Source organism: Microbulbifer sp. ARAS458-1, assembly GCF_045348205.1.
Classification (GTDB): domain Bacteria; phylum Pseudomonadota; class Gammaproteobacteria; order Pseudomonadales; family Cellvibrionaceae; genus Microbulbifer.
Window position 1 is genome coordinate 415,971 of sequence record NZ_CP155838.1, and the last position, 16,573, is coordinate 432,543.

Annotated in this window: 13 protein-coding genes; 5 read left to right on the forward strand and 8 right to left on the reverse strand. The window is 59.7% G+C overall.

The window, feature by feature from the left end; translation table 11 throughout:
• Positions 1-80 precede the first annotated feature (80 nt).
• The 5 genes from miaA to AAFH99_RS01590 all read right to left on the reverse strand — a co-directional run bounded on the left by miaA (position 81) and on the right by AAFH99_RS01590 (position 6,819).
• Positions 81-1,004, reverse strand: a complete 924-nt coding sequence (gene miaA, locus AAFH99_RS01570; protein WP_406829159.1) for a tRNA (adenosine(37)-N6)-dimethylallyltransferase MiaA — start codon at positions 1,002-1,004, stop codon at positions 81-83.
• A gap of 43 nt (positions 1,005-1,047) precedes the next feature.
• A complete protein-coding gene (gene mutL, locus AAFH99_RS01575) occupies positions 1,048-2,943 on the reverse strand; it encodes a DNA mismatch repair endonuclease MutL (RefSeq protein WP_406828477.1) in 1,896 nt (631 codons plus the stop codon).
• 414 nt (positions 2,944-3,357) lie between these two features.
• Positions 3,358-4,695: an N-acetylmuramoyl-L-alanine amidase gene (locus AAFH99_RS01580; protein ID WP_043319699.1), complete on the reverse strand. Its 1,338-nt coding sequence runs from the start codon at positions 4,693-4,695 to the stop codon at positions 3,358-3,360.
• A 71-nt stretch (positions 4,696-4,766) separates the two neighbouring features.
• On the reverse strand, positions 4,767-5,264 hold the full coding sequence (tsaE, locus tag AAFH99_RS01585) for a tRNA (adenosine(37)-N6)-threonylcarbamoyltransferase complex ATPase subunit type 1 TsaE (protein ID WP_406828478.1): 498 nt from the start codon (positions 5,262-5,264) through the stop codon (positions 4,767-4,769).
• Positions 5,265-5,274: 10 nt separating this feature from the next.
• Positions 5,275-6,819, reverse strand: coding sequence for an NAD(P)H-hydrate dehydratase (locus tag AAFH99_RS01590; RefSeq protein WP_406828479.1), 1,545 nt, complete (start codon positions 6,817-6,819; stop codon positions 5,275-5,277).
• A 132-nt stretch (positions 6,820-6,951) separates the two neighbouring features.
• Between AAFH99_RS01590 and queG the strand changes: the two genes are divergently transcribed.
• Positions 6,952-8,079 carry a tRNA epoxyqueuosine(34) reductase QueG gene (gene queG, locus AAFH99_RS01595; RefSeq protein ID WP_051687236.1) on the forward strand — a complete coding sequence of 376 codons (1,128 nt, stop codon included), beginning with the start codon at positions 6,952-6,954 and terminating at the stop codon, positions 8,077-8,079.
• A gap of 395 nt (positions 8,080-8,474) precedes the next feature.
• On the opposite strand, the gene orn is transcribed toward queG, so the two are convergent.
• Positions 8,475-9,017 carry an oligoribonuclease gene (gene orn, locus AAFH99_RS01600; protein ID WP_197023837.1) on the reverse strand — a complete coding sequence of 181 codons (543 nt, stop codon included), beginning with the start codon at positions 9,015-9,017 and terminating at the stop codon, positions 8,475-8,477.
• A 136-nt stretch (positions 9,018-9,153) separates the two neighbouring features.
• Between orn and rsgA the strand changes: the two genes are divergently transcribed.
• From rsgA to AAFH99_RS01620, 4 genes are all read left to right on the forward strand, one after another.
• Positions 9,154-10,185 carry a small ribosomal subunit biogenesis GTPase RsgA gene (gene rsgA, locus AAFH99_RS01605; protein WP_043319702.1) on the forward strand — a complete coding sequence of 344 codons (1,032 nt, stop codon included), beginning with the start codon at positions 9,154-9,156 and terminating at the stop codon, positions 10,183-10,185.
• 30 nt (positions 10,186-10,215) lie between these two features.
• Positions 10,216-11,022 (forward strand): sulfurtransferase, encoded by an 807-nt coding sequence (locus AAFH99_RS01610; protein WP_406828480.1) that lies wholly within the window; start codon positions 10,216-10,218, stop codon positions 11,020-11,022.
• 172 nt (positions 11,023-11,194) lie between these two features.
• The gene (asd, locus tag AAFH99_RS01615; RefSeq protein ID WP_406828481.1) at positions 11,195-12,046 is read left to right on the forward strand and encodes an archaetidylserine decarboxylase; all 852 of its coding nucleotides are present in this window, start codon (positions 11,195-11,197) and stop codon (positions 12,044-12,046) included.
• A gap of 213 nt (positions 12,047-12,259) precedes the next feature.
• Positions 12,260-13,480: an MFS transporter gene (locus AAFH99_RS01620; RefSeq protein ID WP_406828482.1), complete on the forward strand. Its 1,221-nt coding sequence runs from the start codon at positions 12,260-12,262 to the stop codon at positions 13,478-13,480.
• Positions 13,481-13,484: 4 nt separating this feature from the next.
• On the opposite strand, the gene AAFH99_RS01625 is transcribed toward AAFH99_RS01620, so the two are convergent.
• Together AAFH99_RS01625 and hemE are read right to left on the reverse strand one after the other, a co-directional pair.
• Positions 13,485-14,870: an HD-GYP domain-containing protein gene (locus AAFH99_RS01625; RefSeq protein ID WP_406828483.1), complete on the reverse strand. Its 1,386-nt coding sequence runs from the start codon at positions 14,868-14,870 to the stop codon at positions 13,485-13,487.
• 295 nt (positions 14,871-15,165) lie between these two features.
• Entirely contained in the window at positions 15,166-16,233 is a 1,068-nt protein-coding gene (gene hemE / locus AAFH99_RS01630; RefSeq protein ID WP_406828484.1) for a uroporphyrinogen decarboxylase, read from the reverse strand.
• Positions 16,234-16,573 lie beyond the last annotated feature (340 nt).

Here is a 16,573-nt window from a genome sequence, read left to right on the forward strand (position 1 = left end):
AAGAGCCAAAAATTAACAAGGCTCTGTGAATAACTGACTGATTTGGGACGGATACACCGGCCCACTCACGTTATGGCTGCTCAACCAAGAAATTTCAAGGCCTCTGGCAACATTTCATCGATTTTGCGGACTTTCCCGCCAGGCTCCTGGGCGCCGATCCGGTTCAAGTCGGGCCAGCGCCGCAACCAGGTCAACTGACGCTTGGCCAGCTGCCGGGTGGCTGCGACACCCGCCGCCACCATCTCATCGTAATCGGTATCGCCATCCAGGTACTCCCATACCTGGCGGTAGCCCACCGCGCGAATCGCCGGCAGGTCCTTGTGCAGATCACCGCGAGCACGCAGTGCTTTCACCTCGTCGATAAAGCCATTCTCCAGCATGCGCTCGAAGCGCTCGGCAATGCACCGGTGCAGGATACTGCGATCCTCCGGCACGATCGCCAGCTGTTGCACATCGAAGTGCGCCACCGGCGAGGTCTGCTCCTGCTCCACGCGCAGTTGGGTCATGGTCTTGCCGGTCAGGTGATACACCTCCAGTGCGCGCTCGATTCGCACCGAGTGATTCGGGTGCAACTCGGCGGCAAGCTCTGGATCGACCTGCTGCAATTCCGCATGCAGCGCCGGCCAGCCCTCGCGCGCAGCGCGCGCTTCTATCTCCGCACGAAACTGCGGATCGGCCTCCGGCATTTCCGCCATGCCCTGCAATAGAGCCTTGAAATAGAGCATGGTTCCGCCAACCAGCAGCGGAATTTTTCCGCGTCCACTGATTTCCTCCATCGCCGCCAGCGCGTCGCCGCGAAAGCGACCCGCAGAATAGCTCTCGGCGGGATCGCAAATATCGATCAGCCGGTGAGGGTAACGGGTCAATTCTTCCGGCGTGGGCTTGGCGGAGCCGATGTCCAGCCCCTGGTACACCAGCGCGGAATCCACACTGATCAACTCCACCGGCAATTGATCACTGATCGCCATGGCCAGATCGGTCTTGCCGGAAGCGGTCGGGCCCATCAGGAAAATGGCACGGGGGCGGCGTTCAGCCGAAGCGTTCAACTTACTGACCTCGCATAAACCACTTGTCCATATCCCCTAATTTGATTTGAGTCCATGTGGGACGGCCGTGGTTGCACTGGCCGCTGCGCTCGGTGCGCTCCATATCCCGCAGCAGGCCGTTCATTTCCGGAATGGTCAGTTTGCGGTTGGCGCGCACGGAGCCGTGACAGGCCATGGTAGAGAGAATCTCGTTGATCTGGTTGCCGATGCGGTCACTGCTGCCTTCCGCCAACAGGTCGCTGAGCACATCCCGCACCAGCTGTTCCACCGGGGCACCGTGCAGCATGGTAGGCACCTGGCGCACCATCAGGGTTTCCGGGCCCGCGCGCTGCAGTACAAAACCGAGGGAAGTGAACACTTCCTCGCGCTCTTCAAAGCAGTCCGCCTCGCGCTCGCTCACCGCCAGACTTACCGGCACCAGCAGCGGCTGTGCCTGAATGCCGCCAGCGGCGTGTGCGGTTTTCATTTTTTCGTAGACGATACGCTCGTGGGCCGCGTGCATATCCACCACCACCATGCCGTGCTCGTTCTGGGACAGAATATAGATGCCGTGGAGCTGGGCGATGGCGAAACCCAGCGGTGGCGCTTCGCTTTCGGACTCTGCGGGCAGCTGTTGCGACCAGGCACCTGCGGCCGGGGCAGTTGCCGGCGCTTCCTGCACACCCCCTTCGAACGGCTTGTGCAGTTCACCGTAACCCTGCATCTGTTGCTGGATCCGCTGCGGTGACGATTGCGACGCGTACCCCTGACCAGAAAACCCGCCAGCTTGCGGAGCAGGCTGGGATGGCGCCGAGGACAGCGGCATCCGCTCCTGCCCGGAAAATTCCCCCGCAGCCACGCCGGAAACCTGCGGCGACACAATCTGCTCCTCGCCCTCTTCCCGGGACCCCGGGCGCACATCCGCCAGCGCCCGGTGCAGGGAGCCGAACAGAAAGTCGTGCACCAGACGGCTGTCGCGGAAGCGCACCTCGTGCTTGGTGGGGTGGACATTCACATCCACCGAGGCCGGATCCAGTTCGAGATAGAGTACAAACGCCGGATGGCGACCGTGGTACAGCACATCGGCAAACGCCCGGCGCACCGCATGGCTCACCACCCGGTCGCGAATCGCGCGGCCGTTCACATAGAAAAACTGCAGATCAGCCTGGGAGCGGGAAAACGCCGGCTCCGCCACCCACCCCCACAGGCGCAGGCCGCTGCGCTCCATTTCGATATGCAGCGCATTCTGCATAAACGCCGGACCACACAACTGCGCAACGCGACGCTCCATTTCTGCACGGCTGGTCCCGCCGCGCAGGTTGTGCACGCCCTTGCCGTTGTGGCGCAGGCTGATGGAAACATCGAAACGGGAGAGTGCGAGGCGCTTGATGGTTTCGTCGACGCGATTGAATTCGGTTTTTTCCGTGCGCAAAAATTTTCGCCGCGCGGGGGTGTTAAAAAACAGGTCCCGCACTTCTACCGTGGTTCCGCGGGGATGCGCGGCCGGCGCCAGCTGGGTTTCCATCTCGCGGCCTTCTGCAGACACTACCCAGCCCTTGCCGCTTTCCTCGCGGCTGCTGGTCAATGTGAGGCGGGCGACGGATGAAATACTGGCGAGGGCCTCGCCGCGGAAGCCCAGGGTCGCTACCGCTTCCAGGTCTTCGAGGGCGTGGATTTTCGAGGTGGCGTGGCGGGCCAGGGCCAGGTGCAGATCGTCTTTCTCAATCCCCTTGCCGTTGTCCCGCACCATAATGCGCTTGGTGCCCCCCGCATCCAGATCCACTTCCAGCCGTGTTGCACCGGCGTCGAGGCTGTTTTCCAACAGCTCTTTAATCACCGACGCGGGCCGCTCCACCACCTCACCGGCGGCGATCTGGTTAGCAAGTCTTGGGGAAAGTAATTGGATATTTTCTGGCATTGGATCTTGGTGTTTCGGCTAACCCCTTTGCCACATTCTTCGGGGTTCTATTGGAGTTTGTGGCGCCGGAGCACCGGGGTGTTGTTTTTGGAACCGAGCTAGGCGCCCCCCTGTGAACCCATCCCTGGGCGCTGCGGCGCAAACATCCTGTTTGCGACGCTTCCAAAAACAACACCCCGGCACTCCCGCTAAATTCGAATCTCACTACTTCGTTAGCGGAAGGATGAAGCTACCTGCGGGGCATATGCGAAGCCAAAATGCTGGGGATGGGTTTTCAAAAGCGTCGGCGACAGGGACGTCGCCGACGCAGCGTACATGGACGTATTCACAGCGGTTTTGAAAACCCATACCCAGTGTTTTGGCGCCTCCGGAGGACCTTTAAAGCCAAGCTACTGCAGGCCGGGACCACGGTGCTCAACCCGAAGGGATAGTCAAAGTCTGCCCCACCCGAATCATCGAAGTCTGCATGCCATTGGCCTTCTTCAGATCTGCAACGGAAATGTTGTAACGAGCAGCAATGCCAGACAGGGTATCACCTCGGGCAATGGTGTGCTTGCGATCGATACGGCTGGCATTCGCCGCCAGCCAACTGCCTGCCGGTGGGCGGGAGGTGAAGTGGGCTACGATACCTTCGCTGAGCTTCTCCGCCATGCGTCGCTGGAACATCGGGTCACGCAGGCGACGGGCTTCCTGGGGGTTGGTGATAAAGCCGGTCTCCACCAAAATCGACGGTACATCCGGGTTGCGCAGTACCGAGAAGTTCGCCTGCTCCACCTTCTTCTTGTGCAGATGCGTAAAACTGCCCAACGAACTCAATACACTGGTGCCGATATCCAGGCTCGCGTTCATCGTCGCGGTCATTGCCAGATCCAGCAGCACCCCGGCCAGGGTATCGTCCTTGTCGCTCAGGCTCAGGTCGCCCGCACCACCAATCAGGTCTGACTCATTTTCCCGCTGAGCCAGGAAGCGCGCGGTTTCACTGGTGGCGCCGCGGGAAGAGACCGCATAGACACCGGCACCGCGGGCGTCTTTGCGCGTGAACGCATCCGCGTGGATGGAAACAAACAGGTCGGCGCGCAACTGGCGGCCCTTTTTCACGCGGTCGCGCAGGGGAATGTAGTAGTCACCGGTACGTACCAGCTTGGCGGAAAAGCCCGGATTACTGTCGATGGATTTCTGCAGATATTTGGAGATCGCCAGCACCACATCTTTTTCCCGCAATCCACCTGGACCGAGGGCGCCGGGGTCTTCGCCGCCGTGACCGGCATCGATGGCGATGACGATGTCTTTCTGGCCGCTGACCTGTACCTGCTCGATGGTTTTCTCTTCCACCTTGTCGCGATCGTGCAGGTCGATTACCAGGCGGTCAGGCAGGGCCTCGTGGCGGCGCAGGGCAAAGCTGCGGGGGTTGACCGGCTGTTTGAGATCCAGCACCACGCGCAGGTCGCGTTTGTTTTTGGTGGCGTGGCGCACGCCGGCAATAGGAGTATCGGTCAGCGGTAAGTTATCCACAGCAGCAGAAAGCGTGGCGCCACTCACGTCAATAACCACCCGGTCCGGGTTCTGTAAAGTGAACAGCTTGTGTTCCGCCGGTCCGTCCAGGTCGAACACCAAGCGGGTGTGATCCGGGGCGCGCCACAGGCGTACCCCCTCGACTTCCGCGCCGACTGCCGGTATTACAACCAGCATCGCCAGCAGCGAGAATAAAAATAGATACTGCTTGTGTCCCACCGGCAACCCTGCTCCGATCATTTTTATTGCCCTGTAAATCGTCTGCACGCTTTCGGTTTTATTCTGACCTGGTTTCAGTCCTGGTGCAGCGATCAGCTCTCTGCAAACACCGCCTTGCTCAGCACCGAGACACCGGCCTCACTGACTGCAATCAATTTTAGCGCGCGACCCGTGTCCTGCAGCCGAATCTCAATCTGCAGATCCGGCGCCGGCAACACGCCCGCACCTCGCTCCGACCACTCCACCAGGCTCAGGCTACCGGGGCCGAAATAATCCCGCACCCCCATGTATTCCAGTTCTTCCGCATCGCCCAGACGGTACAGGTCGAAGTGATACACCCGCTCTGTGGAAAACTCGTAGGGTTCCACCAGCGTATAGGTGGGGCTCTTTACCGCGCCGCGATGCCCAAATGCACGCAATACACCGCGGCTGAAGGTGGTTTTTCCAGCGCCCAGCTGGCCACCGAGAAAAAATACCAGGCCATCGGCCATACCGGTATCCAGGCACGCCTGCCCCAGCGCCTCACCGGCGGCGACGGTAGCCGCCTCGTCGGCCAGGTACAGTGTTGTTTCCACAGGCTGGTTGTTCACTGCCGCCCCCTCAATCGACGAGGGCGCGAATATGCGGCAACAGGTCTGTGGCCAGCAATCCGCGCAGGCCATCCGCTGCAGCGCGGTTGCCAGCTTCGCCGTGCAACCAGACACCAAGACGCGCCGCTGCCGGCAAATCCATACCCTGGCCAATCAGTGAGGCGATCACCCCGGTGAGCAAATCACCCATACCACCGGATGCCATGCCCGGGTTACCGGTGTTGATCACATCCATCCCATCGGCGTGGGCAATCACGGTGCCTGCGCCTTTTAATATCACCACACCGCTGAATTTTTCCTGAATCGCACCCGCTGCCGCCACCGGGTCAGCACTGACCTCGGCATTGGAAATACCCAACAATCGCGCGGCCTCGCCAATATGCGGGGTCAACACCCAGTCATCGCGCTTGACACCGGCGAGCACGCGGCCACCGGCGAGGATATTCAGTGCATCGGCGTCCACTACCAGCGCAGCTTTGGCGCGACCGGCGCGGGCCAGCAGCTGCTCGCTCCACGGGGATTGACCGAGGCCCGGGCCCACGGCGATCACATCCGGGGTTTCCAGCAGTGGCTCCAGCTCCTGTCCGGACACTACCGGGTGTGCCATCACCTCCGGGCGGCGGGTCAGCGACGCCATTACATGTTCCGGACGCGTGGCCAGAGAGATGAGGCCACTGCCAGCGCGAGCGGCCGCCTCCGCCGCCATCATCGCCGCGCCACCAAAACCGTGGTCGCCACCGACGATCATTACATGGCCGAACTGATTCTTGTAACTGTCCACCGCACGCGCGGGCAGCCGCTTCAGGCTCTCGCCCGTGTGGCGAGTGAGCAGGGACGGCACCTGTGAATAAATCTCTGCGGCCGCACCCAGGCCTTCAAAAACCACCTCTCCGGTCAGCGCCGGGCCGCGCCCCAGGAACAGGCCCGCCTTGCGGCCGATAAAGGTAACGGTGGCGTCCGCATGCACCGCACAATCGTCACTTTCGACAAATCCGCTGTCCGCATTCAGGCCGGAAGGCAGATCCACCGCCAGCACCGGCGCACCGGAGCCATTGATATGTGCAACCGCCGCGTCCATGGGTGCGCGCAGCGCGCCGCTGAAACCGGTGCCCAGCAGGGCATCCACCAACACGGTGTTTTTCTCCGCTGCGGGCATTTCATTCAGGCTGTTCACCAATTTCGCGCCCTCGCGCTCGGCAAATCCGTAGGCTTCCAGGGCCTCGCCCTTGAGCTTGTCCGCGGGCACCCCCACAAACACCGTGACCGGAATCTGACGCTGGGCGGCCAGCCCGGCAATCACATAGCCATCGCCACCGTTATTGCCACCGCCACAGAACACCTGAATCGCGCTCACCTCCGGCCAGCGGCTGCGCAGGCAATCGAAGGCCGCGCGACCGGCGCGTTTCATCAGCGCAATAGCGGGGATCTGCTGCTGGCTGATCACCAACTGATCCAGCTGGCGCACGGCCGCGGCGCTGTAGAGTTTCTGCGCTAACTTCTGCGAGGGTTTCTGCGCGCGCGCACCTTCCGCGGTGATAGAGTTTTGGCTATCCATAAATCCGTACTGCTTCCGACTGTGGTCAAATTTTAAACTGTGGCAAAATACCGGCAATTATACCGCCTCAACCCCGGAACCGCCGCACGCGGCCCCGCCAATTTCACATTACCCCGGCACAAGCACCACTCCATGACCAATCCCGACCACTCACAGTCTTCCCAAGAAGCCATGGCCGATCTCGTCGGGCAGATCCGCCAGTGGGGGCGGGAACTGGGTTTTCAGCAGGTGGGCATCACCGACTGTGAATTGACCCGGCACGGCGAGCGCCTGCAGGCGTGGCTGGATGCGGGTTATCAGGGAGATATGGAGTGGATGGGCACCCACGGGGAAAAGCGCTGGCGACCGGAGCTGCTGGAAGAAGGCACTATTCGGGTGATCAGCGCACGCCTGGACTATTTACCACCGGATACCCAGCCGGTGCAGGTACTGAAAGACTCGAACAAGGCGTACGTCTCCCGCTACGCCAACGGCCGCGATTACCACAAATTGATTCGCAAGCGCCTCGCGCAACTGGCGCAACAGATTGACCGCTATTGCGAGGAGCGCGGTATCGCATCGAAGGGTCGCGCCTTTACCGACAGCGCGCCGGTGATGGAGCGCGCACTGGCGGAAAAGGCGGGGCTTGGCTGGATTGGCAAGAACTGTATGGTGATCAACAGCCAGGCGGGCAGCTGGTTTTTCCTCGGTGAAATCTACACCAATCTGCCACTGCCGGTGGATGTGAGCGAGCAGCCCAATCAATGTGGCGAGTGTACCGCCTGCCTGAAAGTCTGCCCCACCGATGCCTTTGTCGATGCCTACACCCTGGATGCGCGCCGTTGTATTTCTTACCTGACCATTGAGAACAAGGGCCCGATCCCGGAAGAATTCCGCGAGGCCATGGGCAACCGGGTGTTCGGCTGTGATGACTGCCAGATCATCTGCCCCTGGAACAAGTTCGCCACCCCCACCAGCGAACAGGATTTTCACCCCCGACACGGGCTGGATAGCGGTGCGCTTGTGCATTTATTCCGCTGGACCGAGGAAGAATTCCTAAAGAAAACGGAAGGTTCGGCGATTCGGCGGATCGGGTTTGAGCGCTGGCAACGGAATCTGGCCGTTGCTTTGGGCAATGCCGATCCGGCGCCGGAGATTTTCGAGGTTTTGGAGAGTTCGATTGAATCTGCAACGCCGCTGGTCGCAGAACACATTGAGTGGGCCTTGGAGCGCCTGCGTAGTGGGCGGCGGCGAAAACGGAAGATCAAACGGGCTTCTTAGTAACTTTCTGGTTCGGTGGTATTGGGTGCTCTGTTTTTGCTTTGGTGGCGGCCAGGCACCGGGGGCGGGGTTTCAGGACCGCTGTGAACCCATCCCTGGGCGCTGCGGCGCAAACATCCTGTTTGCGACGCTCCTGAAACCCCGCCCCCGGCACCTGTCCTTCATATCTCGCTGCAAAGCTTCGCAAGGAATATCGGCGCGGGATTCCGTAAAAGCTTACTGAGCTAAAAACTTGAATTGCAGGTGGAGTGACGGGGATCTGTTTTCAAAAGCGTCGGCGACAGGGACGTCGCCGACGCAGCTTACATGGATGTACTTGCAGCGGTTTTGAAAACAGATCCCCGGCGCTCCGCCGCCACCAAAGCAAAAACAGAGCACTAAGAAACCACCAAACCTCAACTCATACGAAAAAAGTGCTCACGATAGTGCTTAAGCTCATTAATCGAATCGTGAATATCATCCAGCGCCAGATGCGATGAAGTCTTCTTCACCCCATCCAGCACATCCGGGCGCCAACGCCGAGCCAACTCCTTGACCGAGCTCACATCCAGATTACGGTAGTGAAAGTAGCGCTCCAGCAACGGCATGTATTTCACCAGGAAACGACGATCCTGGCCGATGGAGTTGCCACACATAGGTGAGGCGCCCTCCGGCACCCACTGGCCGAGAAACTCAATCGTCTCCCGCTCCGCCTGGTGCTCACTGATCTTAGACTCCTTCACCCGAGCCACCAGCCCAGAACCGCCGTGCTGTTCCGTATTCCAGTCATCCATCGCATTCAGCAGCGCGTCGCTCTGGTGGATCGCCATTACCGGCCCCTCCGCCAGCACATTCAGGCGGGAATCCGTCACCACCGTCGCGATCTCGATGATGCGCTCCTTCTCGGGATCGAGGCCGGTCATTTCCAGATCGATCCAGATCAGATTATTCTGATCCACAATAGTCTCCTTAACAGCCGCTGTTCGCGGTGAAATGCCATTTGAATGACGAGTAAAAGTGAGGATAGCGGGGAAGGTACCGCAACCACCTATCGATGCAAGTTATAATCCGCCGCTTTCCACAAACCGAACCCTCATGAGCAAGCGCAAACTCAACCGCCGCCAGCAGTGGCGTATCGCCAAAATCCAGCAGGAGCGGGAGGCTCGCGCGCGCAAACGGGAAGAGAATCTCGACCAGGCCGCCGAAGAGGGCGACCTGGGGCCAGAGCAAACCGGGCTGGTCATCGCCAATTACGGCAGCCAAGTACTTGTAGAGAGCGATGCCGACAGCGAGTTGCGACAGCGCTGCCATATTCGCGCCAATATCGACACACTGGTCACCGGCGATAAGGTCGCGTGGAACCCCGCCACCGGCGAATCCACCGGCGGCCTCGGTGTCGTCGGCGCGCGCCTGCCGCGCCATTCCGAGCTGCAGCGCCCGGACCGCTACGGTGACATGAAGACCGTCGCCGCCAATATCGACCGCATCCTGATCGTTATCGCCCCCTACCCCGAGCCCTTCGCCAACGCCATCGATCGCTACCTGGTGGCCGCGGAAACCACCGGCATCCAGCCGCTGCTGTTGTTGAACAAAATCGACTTGATCGACGACAGCAATCGTGCAGCGCTCGAGGAACTGCTCGCCCCCTATCCCGACTTGGGCTATCCAGTACTGGAGTTATCCACAAAGACCGGCGAAGGCCTGGACGGACTACTGGAAACCCTCGCTCAGGGCACCAGCGTATTTGTCGGTCAATCCGGCGTCGGCAAGTCCTCCCTGATCAATGGCCTGCTACCGGGCACCGACGCTCGCACCGGCGCACTTTCGGAAGCCACCGGCAAAGGCACCCACACCACCACCGCCGCGGAACTGTTTCATCTGCCCAGCGGCGGCGATCTGATAGACTCCCCCGGTATCCGCGAGTTCGGCATCTGGCACATGAGCGAACAGGAGCTTCTGGAAGGCTACGTGGAATTCCGCCCGTTTATCGGCCACTGCCGCTTCCGCGACTGCAACCACCAGGGCGAACCCGGCTGCGCCATCCAGCAAGCCTTGGAGCGTGGCGACATCAGCCAGCGGCGTATGGACAGCTTCCTGCACCTGCGCAACAGCCTGGAAAGTGAATAAGCAACCGCCACAGAACATTAGGAACCCCCAGTGAGCCAAATCCCCCTGATCCTGGAACCGGAGCAACTGGCCCCCCTCCTCGAATACGAGGAAATCCGCGTAATCGACCTGAGCGCCCCAGCCAACTACCACGCCGGCCACATCCCCGGCGCCATCGGCCTCCCGTTCCAGGCCCTCATGGCCGGCACCCCGCCCGCGCCGGGCAAACTGCCCTCGGTAGAGCGCCTCACCGAAGTCATGCGCGCCATCGGTCTCTCCCCGGAAACCCACATCGTCGCCTGCGACGACGAAGGCGGCGGCTGGGCTGGGCGATTGCTGTGGACCCTCGAAGTGATCGGCCACAAGAAGTACAGTTACCTCAACGGCGGCATGATCGCGTGGAAAAATGCCGGCCTGCCGCTGACCACCGAAGACGCAACTATCACGCCCAGTAACATTAACGTTCAGATCGCCGACGATGCGCCGATGATCGACGCGGAACAGATTCAGCAGCGCCTGAATCGAAACGATCTGCAAGTCTGGGATGCACGTTCACCGGCGGAATATACCGGCGAGCGTATCGTCGCCATGCGCGGCGGGCATATTCCGGGCGCGATTAATTGTGAATGGACGCAGTTGATGGACCCGCAGCGGGATTTGCGTATTCGCACCGATGCGAAAGAATTTCTCTCCGCACTCGGCATCAATGGTGAGAAAGAAATTGCCACCCACTGCCAGAGTCACCACCGCTCGGCGTTTACCTGGCTGGTGGGGAAATCACTCGGCTTTCCGATCAAGGCCTACCCTGGGTCTTGGAGTGAGTGGGGTAATTTACCGGATACGCCGGTTGAGAGTTGATTCAGTGCCACTGTTCACTGGATTCCCGCTTTCGCGGGAATGACGGATTTATACCTTCTAACGAAGTAAAACGATTAGATGCGAAGGGCAGGTGCCTGACCGCCACACGACATATCCAGAGCTCCCAAAGGGCCTGGCACCAAACTCAAATAAACGGGACCACCAAACCCAAATGCACCCGAAACTGTTTATCTTCCTGCAATACATCACCCCCCAGCACCTGCTCTCGCGCGCGGCTGGCTGGCTCGCAGAAACCCGCATCGGCGGTATCAAAAACCCATTCACCAAATGGTTTGTGGAAAAATACCAAGTCGACATGAGTGAAGCACTCGAAGAAGACTACACCGCCTACACCTGCTTCAACGACTTCTTCACCCGCGCGCTAAAAGACGGCGCCCGCCCCATCGTCGAAGGTGAAAACACCATCGCCGGCTGCGCCGATGGCGCCATCAGCCAGCTGGGCGAAATTCACAATGGCAGAATCTTCCAGGCCAAAGGCCAGAACTACAGCCTGCTCGAACTGGTGGGCGGCGACCCCGAAGTGGCCGCACAATTTACCGGCGGCAAATTCGCAACCGTTTACCTGTCACCAAAAGACTACCACCGCGTGCATATGCCTTTAGATGGCGTACTGCAGCGCATGATCTACGTCCCCGGCGAACTCTTTTCGGTAAACACCACCACTGCAGAAAATGTCCCGCGCCTGTTCGCCCGCAATGAACGTCTCGTGTGTATCTTCAACACCGCCGCCGGCCCCATGGCCATGGTCCTCGTCGGCGCCATGATCGTCGCCGCCATCGAAACCGTCTGGGCGGGACAGGTTGCGCCGATCAAACGCCAGATCCGCACCACCCGCTACGACGAACAGAAACCCATCGCGTTGAAAAAAGGCGAGGAAATGGGTCGCTTCAAACTCGGCTCTACCGTGGTGCTGCTATTTGGTGCCGACAAGGTAAATTGGCTTGAAGAACTCGCCGCGGAAACACCGGTGAAAATGGGCGAGCATTTTGGAGACCTTACTTAAGGGACATTCGCGTCCCCAATCCCCGACGCGAAGAGCATAAGCCAGCGCTAAGGTGTCGATACCGGGTAGGTGTTTGCGAGACCTTCTAAAACAGGGACGTTTTAGAAGAGCCCCCATGGATGGGTTCACGGCGTGTCTCGCAAACACCTACCCGGTAGCGGCACCCCCACATAACGTCGATCACGCGTACCACCAACACATTCGCAAGTGTCCATGCCTCCAGTTCCCGCCTTTATCCGCAGCAACCCAAAACTCGCGTTTTTCGCTTTGCTTGCCGTCGCCGCCTCCGGCTTCGGTCAGACATTTTTTATCGCGATTTTTGGCGGCGCACTGCGGGAAGAATTCAGCCTGAGCAATAGCTGGTACGGCGCCAGCTACAGTGGCGCCACTCTGTTATCAGCCTTCGTATTATTGGGTGCAGGAACACTAGTGGATCGCTGGCCTCTCAGGCGAGTGGCAGCGCTCGGTGTTTTACTATTGTGTGGAGGCTGCCTGGTACTGGCATTCGCGCAATCCGCATGGATGCTGCTACCGGGATTTTTCCTGCTGCGTTTCGCCGGCCAGGGATTTATGACCCATATGGGAATGACTACCGCGGGGCGGTACTTCACCGCCAATCGCGGCAAGGTGATTGCACTGGCCGCGCTGGGGTTCCCCATTGCCGAGGCTCTACTGCCGACCAGTGGCTCGTTGATCATCCAGCACAGTGGTTGGCGCAGTGTATGGCTACTGTCTGCGGGACTGTTGCTGCTCGCAACTCTACCTTTGCTGCTCTGGCTTGCCGGCAATGCCGGAGAGAATAGCCCGCAATCATCGCAGGCAACTTCGGAAAGTGAAGGCGACTACACCCGCGCGCAGGTACTTCGCGATCGCGGGTTTTATTACTTGCTTCCCGCCGCGCTGATGACGCCGTTTGTGGTGACCGCTGTGCTGTTTCACCAGGGTGCCATTGCCGATGAGCGGGACTGGTCAATGTCGGTTTTGGCCGGTGCCTTTGGGGGCTATGCGGCAGGACACCTGCTTGCGCTGTTTTTCGCAGGCAACCTGGTTGATCGCTTTGGTGCACAGCGCAGCTTGCCTATTGCGCTGATACCAATGATTACCGCACTGGTGCTGCTGGCATTCAGTGATGCCCCATGGGTGCCATATGTTTACCTGGCCCTGATTGGCATCGCCCAGGCGGGTACGGGTACCGCCGGCAGTGCACTGTGGCCTGAGCGCTATGGCAGCACGCATCTGGGGGCAATTCGGTCGGTTTCGCAGGCGAGCATGGTGTTTTCAACGGCAGCTTCGCCGCTGCTGATCGGAATGATGCTGGATCGGGGAGTAAATGTGATGGGTGTGGCGCTATCGCTTGCGCTTATTGTGCTGCTGGCAAGCCTGCTGACACTTGCCGCTCCACTGACCGCACAGCAAAAAAATAGATCGAGATAAGATATCAGCCGGACAGACGTGCTGGCAGAAAACGCGCAACAAATGCTGGTAGACGTTGTTCGTACAGATATTGATCGCGTATCCGCGCTACATCGATCGCCGGGTAACGGCTGGGATCCATATCCTGAACGATGGTAATCAGCCCCGCCTCGGCAAGGGATTTTTTACCCTTTTTCACCCGCGCCAACTTGCGATCGTCGTCCGCGGCCATATCGAACAGGCTCGGCTTGGGGAGCAACTTTTTCTGCGCGTCAGTCACCAGCATTACCTTGGGTTTCAAACGGCGCTGGTGACTCTGCTCCACCACCACAGCGATCTCACCGGTGGACAGTTCCACCTGTGTGCCCGTCGGGTAGAGGCCGATAGACTGGATAAATTCCACCACCAACTGCTCCTGGAAAGCCGAATTACGCAGATCGTAAAGCTGCGCCACCGCCTTGGAAGGGGGTACGGGGAATTCGGCTCCGCGGGGATTGGTGGCTTCATCGTAGAAAGTCACGATGCCGCACATACGGGCCAGCACCGGGATTTGCCCCCCTCGCAAACCCTTCGGGTAGCCACTACCGTCGTACTGTTCTTTATGGCACTGAACGATGGTCAACACATTGCGGTCGATATTCGGGTCACTGGAGAGCAACTTTACGCTGTAATCGACAAACTTCCGGTATTCCAGCTCCGCACGCGGATCCCGTTTTTCAGCCTTCAACACCGCATCTGCCAGGTAAAGTTTACCCACGTCCTTCAGCAGGGTGGCAACTCCCAGCTGTACCAATTCCTGCCGCCGCAAACCGATATGCCGGCCAAATACCACCGCCCACACACTGGCGCGTACCGAGTGGCTGTAGGTCTGTTCGTCTTTCTCGCGCACCCGCGCCAGCCAGGAGAAAGCATCCGGGCTGCGCAACACACTGTCGACCATTCGCGAGACAGTTTGATTCACCTGGGCCGTCGGCAGCGGCTGATTGGATTGTAACTGCACCATCACCTGATGCATTCCTTCGATAATACGCTGGTGCAGCTGCCGTGCTTTGGGCGCCTCTTTGCGCACCGACTCGGGGGCGGCATAGCTGTTATGGCGAACCTGGACCGGCTTGCAGTTGATGGCGACCGGTATACGACGAGGAACACCTTTGTTGAGGGGATCTTTTGCCGTGGATTCGGCAGCGGCCCGGGTTATCTGACGCAGCTTGACACCCACATCACCCACAGTTTTGATCACGTCCACATACACAAATCGGCAGTACTTCTGCAATTGGCGGATCTCTTCCAGGTCGCGGATATAGAAACCCTGTAACGCAAACGGGGTGCGCGTCCACGGACGATCCAGGCGAGACACAAACATGCCTCGCTGCAGGTCTTCAACGAATACCTTCGCCTGTTGGATTGCCACTAGATAAGTGCCGAGTTAACCGTATGGTTTTTGTTTTAAATATTCTTCACAACCGTGTCCATGCTTGCCGGGCACAGACCCTACCCCACCCAGTAAAGCCCGGGCGGGGTGAATTGTCACACAAGTCTACTCCCCAGTAGACACTTTAATCGTGACACGCATCACGCACCACTGAACAAATAGCAGCCAGTGGGGAACTTTATTCGATCAGGCGCCTCTTCTGGCGCCACATTCAACGCTCGGATATTCGCCCCCCTGAATAGACCTTTTTCGCCGGGGATTATTCGCCGTGATACTACCCGGAAAACTCCACCACCGCATCAAACATGGCACCGGCATGGGCGGGGTCGACCTTAGGGGTAACCCCGTGGCCGAGATTGAAGATATGTCCGCTGCCCTTGCCGTAAGCCGCGAGAATGGTTTTTACTTCTTCGCGAATCCGCTCGGGGCTCGCCAGCAGGATGGACGGATCCATATTGCCCTGCAGCGCCACCTTATCACCGACCCGGGCGCGGGCCTTGCTGATATCCGTGGTCCAGTCCAGACCGAGCGCGGTAGCGCCGGTATCCGCCATCGCCTCCAGCCATTGCCCACCACCTTTGGTAAACAGGATAACCGGCACCTGGCGGCCATCGTGCTCCTTGGTCAGGCCCTGCACAATGCGGGCCATATAATCCAGCGAGAACTCTTTGTAAGCACTGTGGCTCAATGCCCCTCCCCAGGTATCGAAGATCTGCACCGCCTGGGCACCGGCACGGATCTGAGCGTTCAGGTAATCAATCACCGAGTCTGCCAGAACGGTGAGCAGCTGGTGCATATCCTGCGGGCGGTTGTAGAGCATCTCTTTGGCGCGGGCGAAATCCCGGCTGGAACCGCCTTCGATCATGTAGGTGGCCAGAGTCCAGGGGCTGCCGGAGAAGCCGATCAGAGGCACGCGGCCATTCAGTTCACGGCGGATGGTGGTGACCGCATCGGTGACGTAGCTGAGGTCTTTCGCGGTATTTACCACTTCCAAAGCGGCGATATCGGCACTGGTACGCACGGGCTTCTTGAATTTGGGGCCTTCGCCTTCCTCAAAGTACAGCCCGAGGCCCATGGCGTCGGGGATGGTGAGGATGTCGGAGAACAGGATGGCAGCATCCAGGGGGTAGCGTTCCAGCGGTTGCAGGGTCACTTCGCAGGCCAGTTCGGTATTGCGGCACAGGTCCATAAAGGTACCGGCCTTGGCGCGGGTGGCGCGGTATTCGGGCAGGTAGCGACCGGCCTGACGCATCATCCACATGGGTGTGCGATCGACGGGCTGGCGCAGTAGGGCGCGGAGGAAACGGTCGTTTTGGAGGGGTGCGAACTGGGTATCAGACATGATCACAAGGGCTGGGTAAATGGCCGGCCATTGTACTCTCGAGGTCTCTTTTAGGACAGGGACTCGCCTGACTCGGGATTTATGTAGTTGATTGGGGCGAGCTATGGATCTGTATTTTGGCCCCGGTTTTGGGCATCCGTGGTACCCACTTGGGCAGGACGGTGGCGGCTTTGCTACCGGGTGCACCTACGCGGGACACGCCGTGAACCCTTCCCTGGGGGCTCGGCTGCGGCCGTCCAGGCCGCAGACGGTCCCGCGTAGGTGCACCCGCTATCAAAGCCTGCGCATCAGGCCGATGAGAAGTCCGGAACCATGGAGAACCCCGTCCGAGGTTCCGGCT